We start from the raw sequence: 19,604 nt of genomic DNA, 5'->3' as shown, positions 1-19,604 counted from the left end.
TCACCATGAGTAGCGGATCAATGGTGAAACGTAATGGCAGCTCCACAAGAAAAAGAGCGGCCCGGAAAATTCCGGACCGCTCTTCGCCTGCGCGACGGATAAAGACCTAGAAGTCCATGTCGCCGCCGCCGGGCATGCCGCCGGCGGGAGCGGCCGGAGCCTTCTCGGGCTTCTCGGCGATGACGGCCTCGGTCGTCAGGAACAGCGCCGCGATGGAGGCGGCGTTCTGCAGCGCGGAGCGCGTCACCTTGGCCGGGTCGATGATGCCCGACTCGAACATGTTGACGTACTCGCCCGACGCGGCGTTGAGGCCCTCACCCGGGGTGAGGTTGCGCACGCGCTCGACCACGACGCCGCCCTCGAGGCCGGCGTTGACCGCGATCTGCTTGAGCGGCTCCTCCAGCGCCTTCTTGACGATGGCGGCACCGGTGGCCTCGTCGCCGTTGAGCTCGAGCTTGTCGAACGCCTTGGCGCCGGCCTGCAGCAGCGCCACGCCACCGCCGGGGACGATGCCCTCCTCGACGGCCGCCTTCGCGTTGCGGACGGCGTCCTCGATGCGGTGCTTGCGCTCCTTGAGCTCGACCTCGGTGGCGGCACCGGCCTTGATGACGGCGACGCCGCCGGCCAGCTTGGCCAGACGCTCCTGGAGCTTCTCGCGGTCGTAGTCGGAGTCGGTGCGCTCGATCTCGGCGCGGATCTCGTTGACCCGGCCGGAGATCTGCTCAGCGTCACCGGCGCCGTCGACGATCGTCGTCTCGTCCTTGGTCACGACCACCTTGCGGGCGCGGCCCAGCAGGTCGAGGGTGGCGGTCTCGAGCTTGAGGCCGACCTCCTCGGCGATGACCTGACCGCCGGTCAGGATCGCGATGTCGTTGAGCATGGCCTTGCGGCGGTCACCGAAGCCCGGGGCCTTGACGGCCACGGAGCGGAACAGGCCGCGGATCTTGTTGACGACCAGGGTCGCCAGGGCCTCGCCCTCGACGTCCTCGGCGATGATCAGCAGCGGCTTGCCCGACTGGACGACCTTGTCGAGCAGCGGCAGCAGGTCCTTGTTGGCGGAGACCTTGCTGTTGACGATCAGGATGTAGGGGTCTTCGAGCACGGCCTCCATGCGGTCGGAGTCGGTCACGAAGTACATCGACGTCATGCCCTTGTCGAAGCGCATGCCCTCGGTGAGCTCGAGCTCGAGGCCGAAGGTGTTGCTCTCCTCGACGGTGATGACGCCTTCCTTGCCGACCTTGTCCATCGCCTCGGCGATGAGCGAGCCGATCTCGGGGTCGGCGGCGGAGATGGAGGCGGTGGAGGCGATCTGCTCCTTGGTCTCCACGTCCTTGGCCAGCTTGGAGAGCTCCTCGCTGACGCGCTCGACGGCGGACTCGATGCCCTTCTTCAGGGCCATCGGGTTGGCGCCGGCGGCGACGTTGCGCAGACCCTCGCGCACCAGCGCCTGGGCGAGCACGGTGGCCGTGGTGGTGCCGTCACCAGCCACGTCGTCGGTCTTCTTCGCGACCTCCTTGACCAGCTCGGCGCCGATCTTCTCCCAGGGGTCCTCGAGCTCGATCTCCTTGGCGATGGACACACCGTCGTTGGTGATCGTGGGAGCGCCCCACTTCTTCTCCAGCACGACGTTGCGGCCCTTGGGGCCCAAGGTCACCTTGACGGCGTCGGCGAGCTGGTTCATACCGCGCTCGAGACCGCGCCGGGCGTCCTCGTCAAACGCGATCATCTTGGCTGCCATAAGGCTAGACCTCCCAGATGCAGGGTGGCTTGTCGTGGACCGAGCCGACGCCCGCGACGGCATGGGTCAGCATCTCCTTCGGCAGACCCCATCGTCCCGATCCGGTGTTGGCACTCTGCTGCACAGAGTGCCAACGAACTGTTTAGCACTCTACCCTGCCGAGTGCAAGCGAACGCCCACCTGCCCCACGTTTCCGCCCAGGTCAGTCAGTACGCCGGTACGGCGAGCCGCCCTGAGCGGCTCACCGTACGCGAGTCGACGAAAGAGAGATGACGGCTCGCACGGACTGCGCTGCCGTGCGAACCCGCCCGGTGCATACCAGGATGTCGATCAGACCGTTCGGACGGACTCCGCCTGCGGTCCCTTCTGGCCCTGCGTGATCTCGAACTCGACGCGCTGTCCCTGCTCGAGAGATCGGTACCCGTCCATCAGGATCGCTGAGTAATGGACGAATACATCCTTACCACCGTCTACCGCGATGAAGCCGTAGCCCTTGTCCGCGTTGAACCACTTGACGGTGCCCTGCGCCACTTCCGACTCCTCTTACTGGTCTCCCAGATCTCGCCCATTCCTCCGCGAGACCTGTAATCGCCCGACTTAACAGAAAATCAGCCGGACGATCGCCCTCGACCATACCTGTGGGGAGGGGTTTGGCAACAGAGTCAATCTGGGAACTGCCTATTTCTTCTTCCCGAACGTGGTTCAACATTGAATTAGGCCCGCAAAAGGAGAAGGCGCCCACAAGGGGCGCCTTCTGGATGTGAGCCGCGACACTCAGCCGCCGGCGACCGCCGGGATGATGGAGATCTGAGCGCCCTCAGGGGCGGGAGTGTCGAGACCCTCGGCGAAACGGACGTCCTCTTCCCCCACGTAAACGTTGACGAAACGACGAATCTTGCCCGATTCATCCAGAATTCTCGCCCCGATGCCCGGGTAGTCGGCGTCGAGCTTGATGAGCACGTCACGAAGCGTCGCGCCCTCGCCACTGACCTCCGCGTTGCCCCCGGTGTAGGTGCGCAGAATGGTGGGAATCCGCACAGAAACGCTCATGGTTTAAGTCGCCTTTCCTGGTTGTCAGACAGTCGCGCGGAACGCGTCGAGGGAGGGCCGGATCACGGCCGTGGGTGCGGCGTCGTCGCTGATCGCGTCGAGCGTCTTGAGCCCGTCACCGGTGTTGAGCACCACGGTGAGGGCGTCGGGGTCGAGCACGCCGTTCTCGGTGAGCTTCTTCAGCACGCCGACGGTGACGCCGCCCGCGGTCTCGGCGAAGACGCCCTCGGTCGAGGCCAGCAGCTTGATGGCGGCCACGATCTCGGCGTCGGTGACGTCCTCGACGGCCCCGCCGGTGCGCCGGGCGATGTCCAGCACGTACGGGCCGTCGGCCGGGTTGCCGATGGCCAGGGACTTGGCGATGGTGTCGGGCTTGACCGGCCGTACGACCTCGTGCCCCGCCTTGTACGCGGTGGACACCGGCGAGCACCCGGCCGCCTGCGCCCCGAAGATCTTGTACGGGGTGTCCTCGACCAGCCCCAGCTTCACCAGCTCCTTGAAGCCCTTGTCGATCTTCGTGAGCTGGGACCCGGAGGCGATGGGGATGATGATCTGCTCGGGCAGCCGCCAGCCGAGCTGCTCGGCGATCTCGTACGCGAGCGTCTTGGAGCCCTCGGCGTAGTAGGGCCGCAGGTTGACGTTGACGAATCCCCACTTGTCGCCCATCGGGTCGCCGATGAGCTCGGAGCAGAACCGGTTGACGTCGTCGTACGTGCCCTCGATGCCGATGAGTCTCCCGCCGAAGACCCGCGCCATGGCGATCTTCGCCTGCTCCAGATTGGCCGGGATGAACACGCACGCGTCGAGCCCGGCCCGCGCGGCGGCGGCGGTGACGGCGCCGGCGAGATTGCCGGTGGAGGAGCAGGAAAGCGTGTGGAAACCGAAGTTCCTGGCCGCTTCGACGGCCATGGCGACGACCCGGTCCTTGAAGGAGTGGGTGGGATTGCCGGAGTCGTCCTTCACGTAAAGGGACTTGATGCCGAGCGTTCGGCCGAGGTTTCCGGCCTTGACCAATTTCGTCCAGCCGGGGTTCATATTCGGCTTTTCGGTCACGTTCGCCGGCACCGGAAGGAGCGCCCGGTAACGCCAGATGTTGGCCGGACCCGATGCGATCTGCTCGCGGGTCACCTGGCCGAAGTCGTAGGCCGCCTCGAGCGGCCCGAAACACTCCTGACACGCGAAGCTGGGACCCAGCGGGTAACGCGCGCCGCACTCGCGGCAGGACAGAGCGACGGCAGGACCAAAGTCAAGCGACATGAAGCGAGGCCTTCCCTCATCTTCGCCCACGGCCACCTTGACCGCGAACCGGAATTGGCACCTTGTCCCGGTCGGCCTCGCCTGGTCGCGAGTCGAAAGCCGGGAGGGTTGCCGGGGCTTCGCAGGGCCGGTCCCTCCACCCCTCTGGATGAGCAATATGAAGTTGTTGAAACGGACTCTACCCGCTTAAGTGGCTGGAATTACCACCCGTCTCAACATGTGAGACGGGTGGTCTCAGCGGTAGTCCTCGCCCAGCACACCCTGCACGTACTTGCGCGCCTGATGGATGCGGGATTTCGCGGTGCCCAGCGGGATGCCGAGCTGCTCGGCCACCTCGTTGTAGTCGAGCTGGACGATGTCGCGCAGCACCAGCGCCTGCGCCAGGTCGGGCTTGTCGGCCTCCAGCGCCTCCATCGCGTCGAGCAGGTCCAGCCGCGAGCCGGCGATCACGCTGACCCGCCGCACGTCGGGCTTCTGCACGGGCAGCTCGTCCGAGCTCTGCTCGGCCGCCCGCCGCTTCAGCGACCGGTACGTCGTGCGCGCGCAGTTGGCCGTCACGATGTGCAGCCACGTACTGAACCTGGCGCGCCCCTCGAACCGCCCGATGTTACGCGCCACGGCCAGCAACGTATCTTGCGAGGCCTCCTCCGCGTCCTGGTGATAAGGCAGGATTCGGGCGCAGTGCCGCATCACATCGGGCTCTATCCGCGCCAGGAGCTCGCCGAGTGCGCGATGATCTCCGGCAGCGGCTGAGCGGGCGAGTTCCTCGGTTAGCTCATCAAGCGCCATAGCTGGGATCCTATGATCGAAAGGAGCCTAGATGAACAGCGTGCTGTTGGCCTCCAACAGAGGGCCGGTCTCCTTCACCGTCTCCGACGACGGCGAACTCACCATGAAGCGCGGCGGCGGCGGTCTCGTGTCGGGCCTGTCGGGCGTGGCCAAGGGCGACGGCGTGCTGTGGGTCTGCGCGGCGCTGTCCGACGGCGACCGCAGCGCCGTACGGCAGGCCGGCGGCGGCCGCGTCGACCACGCGGGCTACGACACGGGCCCGATGCGCATGCTCGACATCCCGCCCGCCATCTTCCACCGCGCCTACAACGCGGTGGCCAACTCGACCCTGTGGTTCGTCAACCATCTGCTCTACGACATCCCCAACTCGCCCAATTTCGGCACCAGGTTCGAGCGCGAGTGGGAGTCATACCGCGACTACAACGGCGCTTTCGCGCTGGCGCTGGCCGAGGAGGCCGGCCACGGCGCACGCGTGATGGTGCAGGACTACCACCTTACGCTGACCCCGGCCATGCTCAGGGCCGAACGACCCGACCTGCGCATCGCGCACTTCAGCCACACCCCGTGGGCGCCGCCCGAATACTTCTCGCTGCTGCCCGACGACGTCGCCAAGGAGGTGCTCGAAGGCATCCTGGGCGCCGACCACGCCGGGTTCCTCACCGACCGGTGGGCGCAGGCGTTCATGGACTGCTGCGAGCGGCTGCTGGGCGCCGAGTCCGACCGCGTCGGGCGCAGCGTCACCCACGCCGGCAGGACCACCCGCATCGGCGTCCACAGCCTGGGGGTGGACGGCGCCGCGCTGTGGGAGCGGGCCTGCGAGCCCGACGTCGAGTCGCACATGACGGCGCTGCGGGAGCAGGTCGGCGGGCGCAAGCTGATCGTCCGCATCGACCGCACCGAGCTGTCGAAGAACATCGTGCGCGGGCTCAACGCCTACCGCGAGTTCCTCGCCGCCCATCCCGAGTGGCACGGCCGCGTGGTCCACCTCGCCTTCGCCTATCCCAGCCGGCACGACCTGCCCGAATACCGCGAGTACACCGCGTCGGTGCAGCGCTGCGCCCAGGAGATCGAGGACGAGTACGCCACCGAGGACTGGGACCCGCTCATCCTCAACGTCAACGACGACTATCCGCGCTCGCTGGCCGCCTACCGGATGGCCGACGTGCTGCTGGTCAACCCCATCCGCGACGGCATGAACCTGGTGGCCAAGGAGGGCCCCGTGCTGTCGCCGCACTGCGCGCTCGTGCTGTCGCGGGAGGCGGGCGCCGCGGCCGAGCTGGGCCAGCACGCGCTGCTCGTCAACCCGTACGACATCAGCGGCACCGCGGCCGCGCTGCACGAGGCGCTGGTCATGCCGGAGGACGAGCGGCGCACCCGCCGCGACAAGCTGCGCGCCGCCGCGACCGCGCTGCCACCGCAACAGTGGCTCGCCGCCCAGCTCGAAGCCCTGGCCTGAGGCGTCACGAGCGGGTGATCGCCAAGACCAGCTCCTCCAGCAGCCGCACCACGCCGTCGGGGCCGTCCACCACCAGGTCGGCGCGCTCCGCGAGCGCGGTGACCTCGGCCGAGCCGCTGCACACGGTCACGCCGGGCAGCCCCGAGGCGCGTACGGCGTCGAACGCCGCCAGATCGCCCAGGTCGTCGCCGACGAACATGACCGAGCGCGCCTCCCGCTCCGTGAGGAACAGGCCGAGCGCGTGGCCCTTGTCCATGCCGGGCGGCCGCAGCTCCAGCACCATGCGGCCGGGCTCGATGACCAGCCCGTGTTTGTCGGCCAGCTTGGCGAGCGGCTCGCGCAGCGCGGCGAGCGTGCCCTCGGGGTCGGGGCTGCGCCTGGTGTGGACGGCCACGGCCCGCCCCTTGTCCTCGATGCGCGCGCCCCGCACGCCCAGGGATTCGAGCAGCAGCGGCAGCTCGGTCTCCGCGTTGGGGACGCCGGGCGGCGGCGGGGGCGCGGAGACGCGGCCGTCCTCCCAGCGTTCGAAGCCGTAGTGGCCGAGCACCACCAGGCCGGGCACGTCGGCCAGGCCGGGGCCGAGCTCCAGCGCGGTGGCCGCGGGCCTGCCGGTCACGATGGCCACCGCTCGGACGCGGGCGCCCAGCTCGGCGAGTACGCCGGGCGCCTTCGGATGGATCACGGCCTGGGCGGGGTCGGGCACGATCGGCGACAGGGTGCCGTCGAAGTCGAGCCCGATCACGGCGCCCGCCGGATCGTGCAGGATCGCTTCCATTCCAGGGATGTTCTTCACTCGGCTGCCGTACCCAGACGGTCAGGGACGCATGCCGAGCCTTCTGGCCGCACGGTCGCGCCGGCGCGTGGATCGTAATCTGCGCAGCCGCTTGACCAGCATCGGGTCCTGCTCCAGCGCCTCCGGCCGGTCGATCAGCTCACCGAGGAGCTGGTAGTAGCGCGTGGCGGAGAAGCCGAACGTCTCCTTGATGGCGTGCTCCTTCGCGCCCGCGTAGCGCCACCATTGGCGTTCGAAGGCGAGGAGATCGAGATCGCGTTGTGAGAGTGGTTGTCGGGACGGTTCCTGGGCAGCATTGTCACCGCTGAGCGGTGCTCCCATGGTGTCCTCCTCGAAAGGGGCGGGCGACGATCTCGCCGCCCGCACGCGGCCCGTTCGCCATCGTAATGTGCGGAGTGCGGCTGTTCACGACGGATTGGGAGACGTACAGTCACCAGATGTGACCTCTGTCATCACGCTCCTCACCGACTACGGGTTAGAGGATGGATATGTGGCGGCCTGTCATGGAGTGATCGCCGGGATAGCCCCTGAGGCCCGGGTGATCGACGTCTGTCACCTCATCCCGGCCGGCGACGTGCGGCGCGGGGCGGCGGTTCTGGCGCAGACCATCCCGTACCTCCCCGAGGGTATCCACATCGGTGCGGTCGATCCCGGTGTGGGTGGCGCGCGGCGGGCGGTGGCCGTGGAGGCGGGCGGCCGGGTGTTCATCGGGCCCGACAACGGGCTGCTGTCGTGGGCGGTGCACGCCAGCGGCGGCGCGCGGGCGGCGTACGAGATCGCCAACGACGCCTACTTCCTGCGGCCTGCCTCGCCGACGTTCCCGGGGCGTGACGTGTTCGCGCCGGTGGCCGGGCGGCTCCACGGCGGGCTGCCGGCGGCCGAGCTGGGGCCGCGACTGCCGGTGTCGCGGCTGGTCACGCTGCCCGAGCCGACCACGCTGCTGCGCGACGGCTCGGTCGAGGGCGAGGTGGTCTCGGTCGACCGCTACGGCAACACGCAGCTGTCGATCGGGGCCGGTGACCTGCGGGCGCTGGGCGTGCGGGTGGGCGACACGCTCGGGGTGTGGCTGGGGCGGCGGCAGCTCGCGCTGCCGTACCGGGAGACGTACGCGGCGGTGCCGCCGGGCGAGCTGGTGGCGTTCGCGGACTCGGCGGGGCTGATCGCGATCGCGGTCAACTGCGGTGACGCGGCTCAGCGGCTGGGCCTGCCGCCCGGTGCACATGTCCGACTTTCCCCCTCTCCATAGGACAAAGAAGATAGTTCTGGAACTACTCCTCGTATCGGTCTGTTTACTGAAGCGTCCATCCGTCGGCGTATCCGCGTGTCAGAATGCGAGCTGACCGGAGGTCCCTCCCCTCCCGCTCGAGGTCGACGTGTTCCAGTTGTCCGTTGTGCTGTCCTTCCTGCTGTCCGTGACCTGGCCCGCTCCCGCCCGTGTCCGAGCGCTGGCGCGCCTGGCCGGTGGCGACGGCGGCCGGGTACGCCGACGGGCGGGCCTACCGTCCCGGCGACCCCGTGGCCTCCCGCCTGCGCGCCGCCGCCCGTCAGGTCGCCACGTCGCTGCACCGGGCGCTGACGCGATGAGGCGGATCGCCGTACCGGTCCTGCTGACCGTGCTGCTGTCGGGTCCCGTGCCGGCCCTGGCCACGAGCGCGGGAGACGGCTCCGACGAGCTGGCCGCCGCCGCGAGGGCCGGGCAGTGGCAGCTCGGCGCGCTGCGCCTGCCCGACGCCTGGCGCACCAGCAAGGGCGAGGGCGTCACGGTCGCGGTGCTGGACACCGGCGTCAACCCCGGGCACCCCGACCTGCGCGACGCCGTCATCGAGGGCCCCGACCTCACCGGCCCCGGCGGGGACGGGCGCGGGTGGGGCCCCCACGGCACCGCGATGGCCGGGCTGATCGCCGGGCGCGGGCACGGCGAAGGCGGCAAGGGCGGCGTGCTCGGCGTGGCGCCGGCCGCCACGGTGCTGTCGGTCAGGGTCACGCTGGAGAACGGCGACCCGCGCCGCGCCCACCGGCGGCCCGGCTGGCGCGACGCGCTGGCCAGGGGCATCAGGTACGCCGCCGACCACGGCGCGGGCGTGATCAGCATGTCGCTGGGCGGCGGCAGCGGCGCGTGGGAGGGCTCGGCCGCCGAGGAGGAGGCCGTCCAGTACGCCATCGGCAAGGGCGCGGTGCTCGTGGCGTCGTCGGGCAACGACGGGGCCGCGGCGAACAGGAAGAACTTCCCCGCCGCCTACCCCGGGGTGATCGCCGTGGGCGCGGTGGACCGGCGGGGCAGGGTGGCCCGCTTCTCCAACCGGCAGGACTACGTGTCGGTGGTCGCGCCCGGCACGGACATCGTGACGGCCGACGGCGGCGACTCGTACGTGGTGAGCGACGGCACCAGCTCGGCCGCCGCCATAGTGGCGGGCATCGCGGCGCTGATCAGGTCGGCGCATCCGCATCTGTCGCCGTACCACGTGCGGCTGGCCATCGAGGAGGGCACCAGGCGCCGGCCCTGCGACGGCTACAACCCGGCCTACGGGCACGGGGTGGCGGACGCGGCGCTGGCACTGCGCGAGGCCGCCCGGCTGGCCGCGCCCGCCGTCGTGCCGCCGCTGCCCGGTTCTTACTTCGGCGACGGTCCTTATCCGGCGTCCAGGACGGCGGTGGTGGCGGGGATGGTGCTGCTGGCGGTCGTGATGTCGGGGTGGGTGGTGCTGCGCTCGCGGGAGCGGCGGAGGGATTCTCCCTAGCAAGCGCTTGTGTGATACTCCGAGCTATGACGTACGCGATCGACGGCTGGTTCGCGGTCGAGCCCGGCGGTGTCCGCCTGCTCGGCACCCGATGCGCGGGCTGCGGCACCGTCTGCTTCCCGCCCCGCCGGGACTCCTGCCCCAACCCGCGCTGCGAGGTCACCGACATGGAGGAGATCCGGCTGCCCAGGCGCGGGCGGGTCTGGTCGTACACCAACGCCTGCTACCCGCCGCCCGCGCCGTACGTGGCGGCGCGGCCGTACGAGCCGGTCACGCTCGCCGCGGTCGAGCTGGACGAGGTCGGCATCGTCGTGCTCGGCCAGGTCAAGGGCCTGACGGTGGAGCAGCTCGCGGTGGGCATGGAGCTGGAGCTGACCTCGGGCGAGCTGGCCGACGGGCCGCTGATGTGGATGTGGGGGCGGGCCTCATGAGCGTGGCCGTGCTGGGCACCGGGATGCACCCGTGGGGCAAGTGGGGCCGCCCCTTCCTCGAGTACGGCCTGGCCGCCGCCCGCGCCGCCCTCGACGACGCCGGGCTGGCCTGGACCGACGTGCAGTTCGTCGTCGGGGCCGACACGATCAGGAACGGCTACCCCGGCTTCGTCTCCGGCGCCTCCTACGCCAGGGCGCTCGGCTGGTCGGGCGCCAGGGTCGCCTCCTGCTACGCGGCCTGCGCGTCGGGGGCGCAGGCGCTGGACATCGCGCGTACCAGGATCCTCGCCGGGCTCTGCGACGTCGCGCTGGTGATCGGCGCGGACGCGGCGCCGAAGGGCTTCTTCACCCCCGTCGGCGGCGACCGGCCCGACGACCCCGACTGGCTGCGCTTCCGGCTGCTCGGCGCGACCAACCCGGCGTACTTCGCGCTCTACGCCCGCCGCCGCATGGCCCTGCACGGCTCGACCCCTGCCGACTTCGCCGCCGTCAAGGTCAAGAACGCGCTGGCCGGCTCGCTCAACCCGATGGCCCGCTACCGCGAGCCGGTGACCGCCGAACAGGTGCTGGCCTCCCCCATGGTGGCCGACCCGCTGCGGCTCATGGACGTCTGCGCCACCTCCGACGGGGGCGCGGCGGTGGTGCTGGCGTCGGAGTCGTACGCGCGCCGCCACAGCGTCGCCGCCCCCGTCCGCCTGGCGGCCGTCTCCACGGTCACCCCCGTCTTCCCCAACACGGTGCTGGAGCTGCCCGACTTCGCGACCGACTCCTGCGCCGCCGTGCCGCCGCCCGAGCGGCCGTTCCGCGCGTCGATCGCGTACGCCGCCTACGAGGAGGCCGGCGTCGGCCCTGAGGACGTGTCGCTGGCCGAGGTCTACGACCTGTCCACGGCGCTGGAGCTGGACTGGATGGAGGACGTCGGGCTCTGCCCGCCCGGCGAGGCCGACAAGCTGCTCAGGGACGGGCAGACCGCCCTGGGCGGCCGGATCCCGGTGAACCCGTCGGGCGGCCTGGCCTCCTTCGGCGAGGCCGTGCCCGCCCAGGCCATCGCCCAGCTCTGCGAGCTGACCACGCAGCTGCGCGGCCGGGCCGGCGTCCGCCAGGTGCCCGGCGCCCGCGTCGGCCTCGCGGCCAACCAGGGACTGTTCGGCCACGGCTCGGCGCTGATCGTCACCGCCTGAGCATCCGAAACGCCCCAGGAAGCAGGCCCCCGGGGCGTTTCAGGTGGTTCTAACCAGTTCTAACTCACGTGCACCACGTCGTGCGTCTCCGCGAAGTGGCAGGCGCTGGCGTGGCCCGTACCTGGCCTGATCTGCAGCAGCGGCTCCTCCTCCGCGCAGATCTCCTGCGCCTTCCAGCACCGCGTACGGAACCGGCAGCCGCTCGGCGGGTTGGCCGGCGAGGGCGGGTCACCCTGGAGGATGATCCGCTCCCGCTGCTCGCGCCCGTCGGGGTCGGGCACCGGCACCGCCGACAGCAACGCCTGCGTGTAGGGGTGCGCAGGACGGTCGTAGATCTCGGCGTCCTTGCCCAGCTCCACGAACTTGCCCAGGTACATCACGCCCACCCGGTCGGAGATGTGGCGCACCACCGACAGGTCGTGGGCGATGAAGATGTACGCGAGACCGAACTCGCTCTGCAGCCGCTCCAGCAGGTTGATCACCTGCGCCTGGATCGACACGTCGAGCGCGGAGACCGGCTCGTCACAGACGATGATCTCCGGCTGCAGCGCCAGGCCGCGGGCGATGCCGATGCGCTGCCGCTGGCCGCCGGAGAACTGGTGCGGGTAGCGGTTGATGTGCTCGGGGTTGAGCCCGACCACCTCCAGCAGCTCCTGCACCTTCTTGCGCCGGTCGCCCTTGGGTGCGACCTCGGTGTGGATCTCGTACGGCTCGCCGATGATGTCGCCGACGGTCATCCGGGGGTTCAGCGAGGTGTACGGGTCCTGCATCACCATCTGGATGTTGCGGCGCATGCGCTTGAGCTCGCCGCCCCTGGCCTTGGCGATGTCCCGCCCGTTGATCTTCACCGAGCCCGACGTCGGCCGCTCCAGCGCCATCAGCACCTTGGCCAGCGTGGACTTGCCGCAGCCCGACTCGCCCACGATGCCCAGCGTCTCGCCCTTGTTCAGGTCGAACGACACGCCGTCCACGGCCTTGATCGCGCCGACCTGCTTCTTGAAGACGATCCCCTGCGTCAGCGGGAAGTGCTTGACCAGGTCACGCACCTCGAGGATGGTCTCACTGCCGCTCGCCATCGAGGACCTCCCTCCAGTAGTGGCAGGCGCTGCCGCGAGTGCCGCTGATCTCGTAGAGCGGGGGGGTGTCGGTCAGGCAGTTGTCCTGACGGAACGGGCACCGGGGGTGGAACGAGCACCCCTTCGGCAGGTTCAGCAGGTTAGGGGGCAGGCCCTTGATCGCGTACAGGTCCTGGCCCTTGAGGTCGACCCTGGGGATCGAGTCGAGCAGGCCCTTGGTATACGGGTGCGCGGGGGCCTTGTAGATGTCGTACACGGGGGCGTGCTCGACGATGCGGCCGGCGTACATGACCGCGATCTTGTCGGCCACGTCGGCCACGACGCCGAGGTCGTGGGTGATGAGGATCAGGCCCATCTGGCTCTCGCGCTGCAGCTCGGACAGCAGCTCCATGATCTGCGCCTGCACGGTCACGTCGAGCGCCGTGGTCGGCTCGTCGGCGATCAGCACCTCGGGGTCGAGGGCGATCGACATCGCGATCATGATGCGCTGCCGCATGCCGCCGGAGAACTGGTGCGGGTAGTCGTTCACCCGCTGCCGCGCGGCCGGGATGCGGACCCGGTCCATCAGCTCCACGGCCTTCTTCATGGAGTCGGCCTTGGACATGCCCCGGTGCACCCGGAACATCTCGCTGATCTGCCAGCCCACGGTGAACACCGGGTTGAGCGCGGACAGCGCGTCCTGGAAGATCATCGCGATCCGCTGGCCGCGGACCTGCGTACGGGCCTCCTCCGACAGCTTGAGCAGGTCGGTGCCCCTGAAGCGGATCTCCCCCTTGGGGATGACCGCCGGAGGCATGTCGAGGATGCCCATGATGGCCTGCGCCGTCACGGACTTGCCCGAACCCGACTCGCCCAGCACCGCGAGCGTCTCGCCTGGGTTGACCGTGTAGCTCACGCCGTTGACGGCTCGTACGATGCCGGCCCGCGTGTGGAACTCCACGTGCAGGTCCTCCACCGCGAGCAGCGGTCCGTCGCCCGGCCCTCCCTCGGCGGGCAACACATCCGAAGACGTCTTCTTCACTTGATCCCCCCTTCTACCTGAGCTTCGGGTCGAGCGCGTCGCGCACCGCGTCGCCCAGCATGATGAACGCGAGCACGGTGATGCTCAGGAACACGGCGGGGAACACCAGCGGCAGCGGCGCCTCCAGGAACCTGTTGCGCGCGTCGGCGATCATCAGGCCCCATGAGATGTCCGGCGACTGCACGCCCACGCCCAGGAACGACAGCGCCGCCTCGGCGGCGATGAAGCTGCCCAGGTTGATCGTGGCGACCACGATGACCGGCGCCAGCGAGTTCGGCAGCAGGTGACGGAACATGATCCGGCTCGACCCCGCGCCCAGCGCTCTGGCGGCGACCACGAAGTCCTGGCTCTTCGCGGTGATCACCGCCGCTCGCATGATCCGGAACACCATCGGCCAGCCGAGCACCGTCAGCGCCACGATCACCAGCAGGATGCTGTTGGCCTTGCCGCGGAAGGTGGCGGCGATCAGCAGCGCGCCGAGGATCGAGGGGATGGCGAAGAAGATCTCCGTCAGCCGCGAGGCGATCGTGTCGGTCACGCCGCCGCGGAAGCCGGCGAAGATGCCGAGCAGACCGCCGATGATCGTCGTCATGAGCGTGGTGAACACGCCGATGACGATGGAGTTGCGGGCGCCGTAGATGGTCCGCGCGTAGACGTCGCAGCCCAGGTTGTCGCGGCCGAACAGGTGGCCGGGCCCCGGGCCCTGCCGCGCCGTCGACAGGTCACAGGTCCTGGCGTTGTACGGGTCGATCGCGCTGAACAGCGACGGCCAGAACGACATGACCAGCAGCACCAGGATGATGATCACCGAGATGATGAACATCGGCCGGCGCCGCAGGTCGTGCCAGGCGTCGGTCCACAGGCTGGCGGGCTTGCCGCCCTTGCCCTCGGCGCCCTCGGTGTCGGGCGCCGCGGGGGCGACCGTGTCGGGTACGAGCGTCTGCGTCTCCGGGAGTCCAGGCCCGCCCGGTGGGGTTGGGTTACTCATAGCGGATCCTCGGGTCGAGCACGGCGTACAACAGGTCGACGATCAGGTTGGCCAGGATGTAGATCAGCACCAGGATGGTGACGATCCCGACGACAACCGGCTGCTCACGCAAGTAGACCGAGGTGAAGAGCTGGTTGCCGATCCCTTGGAGGTTGAAGATCGTCTCCGTGATCACCGCGCCGCCCATCAGGTTGCCGAGGTCGGCGCCCAGATAGGTGACCAGCGGGATCAGGGCGTTGCGCAGGCCGTGCCTGCCGATGACGCGCCGCCTGGACAGCCCCTTGGCGATCGCCGTGCGGATGTAGTCCGCTCTCAGGGTCTCCACCAGGCTCGTCCTGGTGAGCCTGGTGAGGTACGCGACGGACACGCCGGCCAGCACGAAGCCGGGCAGGAGATAGCTGCGCAGCCCCGCGAACGTACCCGCGACGGGGAAGATGTCCAGCCCGGTCCACTGCTTGAGCTGCACGCCCAGGACGAGCTGCAGCACGAAGCCGGTCACCAGCGTGGGCACCGAGATCAGCAGCAGCGTGGAGGCGAGGATGGCGGTGTCGGTGGCCCTGCCGCGGCGCAGCGCCGCCCACAGGCCCAGGCCCACACCGAGGAGCGCCTCGATGATCAGGGCGGTCAGCGCCAGGTTCAGCGTGACCTGGAACTTGCCTGCCAGCATTTCCGAGACGGGCACGTCGGCGAAGTTGACGCCGAAGTCGCCCCTGAAGAGCACGCCGCTGATGTAGTACCAGTACTGCAGGAGCAGCGGATCGTTGAGGTGATACTGCTCGCGCAGCACCTCGGCCACAGCCGGATCCGGCCGCTTGTCCCCGAACAGTGACGCGATGGGGTCGCCGGGCAGCGCGAAGACGATGCAGAAGATGAGTAGCGTGGCGCCGAGCAGGACGGGTATCGCCTGAATCAAGCGCCTGATGACATATCGGCCCATTAAGCCCTCCGGTACACGCTTGGAGGCAGCCCTCGGAGTCCGTGGTTTACCCGGTCCGAGTGACTGCCTCCAAGTTCAGCCCTCCGACGGGCGGGCGGCAAGAGCCACCCGCCAGGCGAACGACGTCAGGCCTTCTCGATGTCGGCCCATTCAACCTGGTTCAGCAGGTTGAGCTTGACGTTCTTGACCTTCGTGGAGTGGCCGAAGTTGCTCCGGTAGAAGTAAACCGGGATGTAGGGCAGGTCCTTCAGCAGGATGTCGTCGGCCTGCTGGTAGAACTTGAGGCCCTCGGCGGCGTCGGCGGCCTGGTCACCCTTGGCCACCAGCTCGTCGAAGTCCTTGTTGGAGTAACCACCGTAGTTCGACCCGGTGTCGATGGCGCCGGTGCCGAAGATCGGGGTCAGGTAGTTCTCGGCCGAGGGGTAGTCGATGGCCCAGCCCATACGGAACAGGCCCTTGTACTCCTTGGCGTCCAGGGCGTCCAGAATGCCCTGGAACTTCTCGAACGGCTTGGGCGTGACCTCGATGCCCAGGTTCGCGCGCAGGTTGTTGGCGACGGCCTCGATCCACTCCTTGTGGCCACCGTCGGCGTTGTAGCCGAGCTCGATGGTCTTCGGGCCGTTCGCGGACTCGTACAGCTTCTTGGCTTCGGCCGGGTTGTACGTGCACGCCTCGCAGGCGCCCTGGCGGTAGCCGGGGATGGCCGGGTTGATGAAGTCGTCCGCGGGGGCGCGGGTGCCGGAGAAGACCGTGTCGGCGATGGTCTTCCTGTCGATGGCCATCGAGATGGCCTTGCGGATGTCGACGTTCTCGAAGTCCTTGTTGTACTTCAGCGGGACGCCGATGTAGCCGATGGCCGCGTCGGGCTCGTCGAAGTAGCGGTCGCCGAGCACGGACTTGGCCGTGGCGATGGCGGTCGCGGGCAGGGAGTCGTGGATGTCGAGGTTCTCGGCCTGGAGGTCGTTCCACGCGGTCTCGGAGCTGGTGTAGACCTTGAACTGGAGCTTCGTCCAGCCCGCGGGCTTCTTGCCCGGGAACTTGTCGTAGACCGACAGCTCGACGGTCGGGTCGGTGCCCTTCTTGTACGGCTTGTCCATCTTGAACAGGCCCTGGCCGATCGGCTTCTCGCCGTACTCCTGGGTGACCTTGCCGTCGGAGCCGATCGCCGATTCCGGCATCGGGTAGAAGGCGGTGTAGCCCAGCATGGTCTTGAACTGCGAGAACGGCGCGGTCAGGGTGACTTCGAGCGTGAGGTCGTCGACGACCTTCAGGCCCTTCATCTCCTTGGCCGTCGGCGTCTTGCCCTCACCCGGGTGCACGTCCTCGTAGCCGTCGATCCGGCCGAAGAAGTAGGACGAGCCCATGGCGTTGTCCTGCAGAGCGGCGTAGTTCCACGCACGGGCGTAGTCGGCGGCCTTGACGGGGGTGCCGTCGTGCCAGGTGTAACCCGACTTCAGCTTGATCGTCCAGACCTTGCTGTCTTCCGTGGTGACCGACTCGGCGGCTTCCTCGACCGGCTGCTTGCTCTCGTCGTAGCTCACGAGCGGCGAGAAGATCGCGGCGAGGACCTCGGAACCCTCTGTCTCGGTCGTGTTCTGCGGGTTCAGGAGCTCCTGAGGCTCACCGATTTCCATGCGGACCGGCGTTTCTGCGCCGCCCGCGGCAGTGCCACCGTTGTCCGAGGCACCGCCGCCACACGCGGCAACCGCGAGGGCGAGCAGCGCGGTACCGGCGACGATCTGTGCGCCCTTAGTAACACGCATGGTGAAAGAATTCCTCCCTCTACAGGTGGGCGCCAAGCGCTGAGCTGCGGTGATCGTGAGCAGCCTGACGGGGAGTTCCTGGTATCCCCCCGGATTTGGCTGACATGGTCAAACCAGCCGACGCCCTGCCAGTCGATCGCGACTATCCCTTACTCCTTGCCACCAGGGAGTCTCTGGCGCGTTGCAGTTCGGTCACACGTGTGCCTATCCAGCGTCACAGACAATCGGCCTGATGCCTCGCAAATGGTACAGAACACCGCAGACCGGCCGGGCCCGGACGTGAACAGTCGATGAAAAATATCCCCTACATGACGGTGGTCGTGCCTCCGCCCACGCGGCCCGGCTCCCTGAGCTACGGTTGACCAGGTCTTGGTGACGCCTTGGAACCCGGCGCCACCGAAGACCGTCCAACAGTCTGTCGTCGACCCGTACGACAGGCACCCCACCACCCGGGATCCAATAGAGTCCTTGCCATGAGCCAGCCGGAATCCGCTGTCGCGGACGCCCAGGCGGGCGGCCGAAGCGGGCAGGAGCCGCTGGCCAAGCTCGCCCAGAGATACGGACTTCGCCGTGCCATCGCGCGGCCGAGGTTCCCGGTATATCTGCGCCAGCTGTGGGAGCGGCGACACTTCATCCTGACGTACGCGACCTCGCGCAACGTCTCGAAATACTCCAGCTCCACGCTCGGTCAGCTGTGGCAGGTGCTGACCCCGCTGCTCAACGCCGCCATCTACTTCCTGATGTTCGGCCTCATCCTGGGCGGCGGCAAGGGCATCGAGAACTACCCGGCGTTCCTGCTGACCGGGATGTTCATCTTCACCTTCACCCAGCGCACGGTCACCGCCGGGGCCAAGTCGATCTCCGGCAACCTGTCGCTCATCAGGGCGCTGCACTTCCCGCGGGCCTCGCTGCCGCTGGCGTACACGATCCAGGAGCTGCAGCAGCTCGCCATCTCCATGGGCGTGCTCCTCGTCCTGGTGGTCGCGACCGGCGAGTGGCCCACGTGGTTCTGGCTCATGATCCCCGTGGTGCTCGCGCTGCAGACGCTGTTCAACATCGGGGCCGGCCTCATCGTCGCCCGCCTCGGCGCCACGATGCGCGACCTCAACCAGCTGCTGCCGTTCATCACCCGCACCTGGCTCTACGCCTCCGGCGTCTTCTTCTCCATCCAGGACAAGGTCGTCGGCTCGGCGGAGCTGCCCCAGTGGGTGGCCAACGTGATGTACCTCAACCCGGCGGCGTCGTTCATCGAGTGGATGCGCGAGATCCTCATCCACAGCTACAGGCCGGAGTTCGGCCACCACCCGCCACCGATGGTGTGGATGTCTTGCGTATTCTGGGCGGTGTTCGCACTCGGCTTCGGCTTCTGGTACTTCTGGCGGTCCGAGGAGAGGTACGGGCGTGGCTGAACTGACCAAGGAGCTGTCACAGGTGAAGGGCGACAAGCCCGCCGTCCCCGGCAAGGACGCCAAGAAGCGTCCCACCCCGGAGCCTTCGAGCAAGCGGCCCCTCGATGTGCCCACGGGCACGCCCACGGTCATCGTCGACGACCTCCACATCGTCTACCGCGTCTACGGCGCCGCCTCCGACACCGAGAAGGGCAACGCGGTCAACGCCCTCACGCGCATCCTGAAGCGCCAGGGCCGTCCGCAGATGAAAGAGGTCCACGCGGTCAAGGGCGTGACGTTCGTCGCCTACCACGGCGACGCCATCGGCATCGTCGGCCGCAACGGCTCCGGCAAGTCCACCCTGCTGCGCGCCATCGCCGGCCTGCTGCCCCCGCACAAAGGAGCCGTCTACACCGACGGCCAGCCCTCGCTGCTCGGCGTCAACGCCGCCCTGATGCGCGAGCTGACCGGTGAGCGCAACATCGTCCTCGGCTGTTACGCCATGGGCATGACGCCCGCCGAGGTCAAGGAGAAATACCAGGAGATCGTCGACTTCTCCGGCATCGACGAGTTCGTCCAGCTGCCGATGTCCACCTACTCCTCCGGCATGGGCGCCCGCCTGCGCTTCGCCATCTCCTCCGCCAAGACCCACGACGTCCTCCTCATCGACGAGGCGCTGGCCACCGGCGACCGCGAGTTCCGCAAGAAGAGCGAGGCCCGCATCCGCCAGATCCGCGAGTCGGCCGGCACCGTCTTCCTCGTGGCCCACGACCTCAGGGTCATCGAGGAGACCTGCAACCGGGTCATCTGGCTGCACAAGGGCAAGATCAGGATGGACGGCGACCCGAAGGAAGTCATCGCCGCCTACAACAAGGGCTGACCTTCTCGCTTCCCGCCCCCTGCACGACGATCGTGCAGGGGGTTCGTTCTTGTGTCCGAAACGGGTGCGACGCGAGGGGCAAAAGACTGACAGCGCGGCGGGGGTTCCGCTAGGATTC

Annotated in this window: 20 protein-coding genes and 1 riboswitch; of the genes, 8 read left to right on the top strand and 12 right to left on the bottom strand. The window is 68.6% G+C overall.

Going from position 1 to position 19,604, the window contains the following annotated elements:
* Positions 1–106: 106 nt before the first annotated feature.
* The 5 genes from groL to ABZW11_RS10535 all read right to left on the bottom strand — a co-directional run bounded on the left by groL (position 107) and on the right by ABZW11_RS10535 (position 4,834).
* On the bottom strand, positions 107–1,738 hold the full coding sequence (gene groL / locus ABZW11_RS10555) for a chaperonin GroEL (protein WP_355414872.1): 1,632 nt from the start codon (positions 1,736–1,738) through the stop codon (positions 107–109).
* 330 nt (positions 1,739–2,068) lie between these two features.
* Positions 2,069–2,269, bottom strand: a complete 201-nt coding sequence (locus ABZW11_RS10550; RefSeq protein ID WP_043633553.1) for a cold-shock protein — start codon at positions 2,267–2,269, stop codon at positions 2,069–2,071.
* Positions 2,270–2,512: 243 nt separating this feature from the next.
* Entirely contained in the window at positions 2,513–2,788 is a 276-nt protein-coding gene (locus ABZW11_RS10545; RefSeq protein WP_355414870.1) for a MoaD/ThiS family protein, read from the bottom strand.
* Positions 2,789–2,812: 24 nt separating this feature from the next.
* On the bottom strand, positions 2,813–4,045 hold the full coding sequence (thrC, locus tag ABZW11_RS10540) for a threonine synthase (protein WP_355414868.1): 1,233 nt from the start codon (positions 4,043–4,045) through the stop codon (positions 2,813–2,815).
* A 13-nt stretch (positions 4,046–4,058) separates the two neighbouring features.
* A riboswitch (SAM riboswitch) is annotated at positions 4,059–4,200 on the bottom strand.
* A 79-nt stretch (positions 4,201–4,279) separates the two neighbouring features.
* Complete coding sequence (locus ABZW11_RS10535) at positions 4,280–4,834, bottom strand: RNA polymerase sigma factor (protein WP_355414866.1); 555 nt, start codon at positions 4,832–4,834, stop codon at positions 4,280–4,282.
* A 31-nt stretch (positions 4,835–4,865) separates the two neighbouring features.
* Here ABZW11_RS10535 and ABZW11_RS10530 point away from each other — a divergent pair, with 31 nt between their 5' ends.
* The gene (locus ABZW11_RS10530; protein ID WP_355414864.1) at positions 4,866–6,290 is read left to right on the top strand and encodes a trehalose-6-phosphate synthase; all 1,425 of its coding nucleotides are present in this window, start codon (positions 4,866–4,868) and stop codon (positions 6,288–6,290) included.
* 4 nt (positions 6,291–6,294) lie between these two features.
* On the opposite strand, the gene otsB is transcribed toward ABZW11_RS10530, so the two are convergent.
* Complete coding sequence (otsB, locus tag ABZW11_RS10525; RefSeq protein WP_355414862.1) at positions 6,295–7,065, bottom strand: trehalose-phosphatase; 771 nt, start codon at positions 7,063–7,065, stop codon at positions 6,295–6,297.
* A gap of 39 nt (positions 7,066–7,104) precedes the next feature.
* Complete coding sequence (locus tag ABZW11_RS10520) at positions 7,105–7,404, bottom strand: DUF3263 domain-containing protein (RefSeq protein WP_355414860.1); 300 nt, start codon at positions 7,402–7,404, stop codon at positions 7,105–7,107.
* A gap of 118 nt (positions 7,405–7,522) precedes the next feature.
* Between ABZW11_RS10520 and ABZW11_RS10515 the strand changes: the two genes are divergently transcribed.
* From ABZW11_RS10515 to ABZW11_RS10495, 5 genes are all read left to right on the top strand, one after another.
* On the top strand, positions 7,523–8,329 hold the full coding sequence (locus tag ABZW11_RS10515) for an SAM-dependent chlorinase/fluorinase (RefSeq protein WP_355414858.1): 807 nt from the start codon (positions 7,523–7,525) through the stop codon (positions 8,327–8,329).
* 188 nt (positions 8,330–8,517) lie between these two features.
* A complete protein-coding gene (locus tag ABZW11_RS10510) occupies positions 8,518–8,667 on the top strand; it encodes a hypothetical protein (protein WP_355414856.1) in 150 nt (49 codons plus the stop codon).
* Positions 8,664–9,821: a S8 family serine peptidase gene (locus ABZW11_RS10505; protein WP_355414854.1), complete on the top strand. Its 1,158-nt coding sequence runs from the start codon at positions 8,664–8,666 to the stop codon at positions 9,819–9,821. Before ABZW11_RS10510 ends, ABZW11_RS10505 begins: the two co-directional genes overlap by 4 nt.
* Before the next feature lie 26 nt (positions 9,822–9,847).
* Complete coding sequence (locus ABZW11_RS10500; protein ID WP_355414852.1) at positions 9,848–10,252, top strand: OB-fold domain-containing protein; 405 nt, start codon at positions 9,848–9,850, stop codon at positions 10,250–10,252.
* Positions 10,249–11,433: a lipid-transfer protein gene (locus tag ABZW11_RS10495; RefSeq protein ID WP_355414850.1), complete on the top strand. Its 1,185-nt coding sequence runs from the start codon at positions 10,249–10,251 to the stop codon at positions 11,431–11,433. The genes ABZW11_RS10500 and ABZW11_RS10495 overlap by 4 nt, the downstream gene beginning before the upstream one ends.
* Positions 11,434–11,492: 59 nt before the next feature.
* On the opposite strand, the gene ABZW11_RS10490 is transcribed toward ABZW11_RS10495, so the two are convergent.
* The 5 genes from ABZW11_RS10490 to ABZW11_RS10470 form a co-directional block, all read right to left on the bottom strand.
* Complete coding sequence (locus tag ABZW11_RS10490; protein ID WP_355414848.1) at positions 11,493–12,509, bottom strand: dipeptide ABC transporter ATP-binding protein; 1,017 nt, start codon at positions 12,507–12,509, stop codon at positions 11,493–11,495.
* On the bottom strand, positions 12,493–13,530 hold the full coding sequence (locus ABZW11_RS10485; protein ID WP_355414846.1) for an ABC transporter ATP-binding protein: 1,038 nt from the start codon (positions 13,528–13,530) through the stop codon (positions 12,493–12,495). Before ABZW11_RS10485 ends, ABZW11_RS10490 begins: the two co-directional genes overlap by 17 nt.
* A gap of 13 nt (positions 13,531–13,543) precedes the next feature.
* Positions 13,544–14,518: an ABC transporter permease gene (locus ABZW11_RS10480; RefSeq protein WP_355414844.1), complete on the bottom strand. Its 975-nt coding sequence runs from the start codon at positions 14,516–14,518 to the stop codon at positions 13,544–13,546.
* Positions 14,511–15,455, bottom strand: a complete 945-nt coding sequence (locus tag ABZW11_RS10475; RefSeq protein WP_355414842.1) for an ABC transporter permease — start codon at positions 15,453–15,455, stop codon at positions 14,511–14,513. The genes ABZW11_RS10480 and ABZW11_RS10475 overlap by 8 nt, the downstream gene beginning before the upstream one ends.
* 125 nt (positions 15,456–15,580) lie before the next feature.
* The gene (locus ABZW11_RS10470; protein WP_355414840.1) at positions 15,581–17,089 is read right to left on the bottom strand and encodes an ABC transporter substrate-binding protein; all 1,509 of its coding nucleotides are present in this window, start codon (positions 17,087–17,089) and stop codon (positions 15,581–15,583) included.
* Positions 17,090–17,691: 602 nt separating this feature from the next.
* Here ABZW11_RS10470 and ABZW11_RS10465 point away from each other — a divergent pair.
* Positions 17,692–18,627, top strand: a complete 936-nt coding sequence (locus tag ABZW11_RS10465) for an ABC transporter permease (RefSeq protein ID WP_355414838.1) — start codon at positions 17,692–17,694, stop codon at positions 18,625–18,627.
* Entirely contained in the window at positions 18,620–19,486 is an 867-nt protein-coding gene (locus ABZW11_RS10460; protein WP_355414836.1) for an ABC transporter ATP-binding protein, read from the top strand. The genes ABZW11_RS10465 and ABZW11_RS10460 overlap by 8 nt, the downstream gene beginning before the upstream one ends.
* The last annotated feature ends 118 nt before the right edge of the window (positions 19,487–19,604 follow it).

The organism is Nonomuraea sp. NPDC004580, from assembly GCF_040609855.1.
Classification (GTDB): Bacteria; Actinomycetota; Actinomycetes; order Streptosporangiales; family Streptosporangiaceae; genus Nonomuraea; species Nonomuraea salmonea.
This window is presented reverse-complemented; position numbering and strand designations above follow the sequence as displayed.

Bases quoted from the DNA above. Each gene is read 5' to 3' on its own strand.
- ABZW11_RS10530 (WP_355414864.1), top strand. From the start codon at position 4,866: ATGAACAGCGTGCTGTTGGCCTCCAACAGAGGGCCGGTCTCCTTCACC.
- ABZW11_RS10505 (WP_355414854.1), top strand. From the start codon at position 8,664: ATGAGGCGGATCGCCGTACCGGTCCTGCTGACCGTGCTGCTGTCGGGT.
- groL (WP_355414872.1), bottom strand. From the start codon at position 1,738: ATGGCAGCCAAGATGATCGCGTTTGACGAGGACGCCCGGCGCGGTCTC.
- ABZW11_RS10500 (WP_355414852.1), top strand. From the start codon at position 9,848: ATGACGTACGCGATCGACGGCTGGTTCGCGGTCGAGCCCGGCGGTGTC.
- otsB (WP_355414862.1), bottom strand. From the start codon at position 7,065: ATGGAAGCGATCCTGCACGATCCGGCGGGCGCCGTGATCGGGCTCGAC.
- thrC (WP_355414868.1), bottom strand. From the start codon at position 4,045: ATGTCGCTTGACTTTGGTCCTGCCGTCGCTCTGTCCTGCCGCGAGTGC.
- ABZW11_RS10475 (WP_355414842.1), bottom strand. From the start codon at position 15,455: ATGGGCCGATATGTCATCAGGCGCTTGATTCAGGCGATACCCGTCCTG.
- ABZW11_RS10490 (WP_355414848.1), bottom strand. From the start codon at position 12,509: ATGGCGAGCGGCAGTGAGACCATCCTCGAGGTGCGTGACCTGGTCAAG.
- ABZW11_RS10465 (WP_355414838.1), top strand. From the start codon at position 17,692: ATGAGCCAGCCGGAATCCGCTGTCGCGGACGCCCAGGCGGGCGGCCGA.
- ABZW11_RS10545 (WP_355414870.1), bottom strand. From the start codon at position 2,788: ATGAGCGTTTCTGTGCGGATTCCCACCATTCTGCGCACCTACACCGGG.
- ABZW11_RS10470 (WP_355414840.1), bottom strand. From the start codon at position 17,089: ATGGAAATCGGTGAGCCTCAGGAGCTCCTGAACCCGCAGAACACGACC.
- ABZW11_RS10535 (WP_355414866.1), bottom strand. From the start codon at position 4,834: ATGGCGCTTGATGAGCTAACCGAGGAACTCGCCCGCTCAGCCGCTGCC.
- ABZW11_RS10495 (WP_355414850.1), top strand. From the start codon at position 10,249: ATGAGCGTGGCCGTGCTGGGCACCGGGATGCACCCGTGGGGCAAGTGG.
- ABZW11_RS10480 (WP_355414844.1), bottom strand. From the start codon at position 14,518: ATGAGTAACCCAACCCCACCGGGCGGGCCTGGACTCCCGGAGACGCAG.
- ABZW11_RS10520 (WP_355414860.1), bottom strand. From the start codon at position 7,404: ATGGGAGCACCGCTCAGCGGTGACAATGCTGCCCAGGAACCGTCCCGA.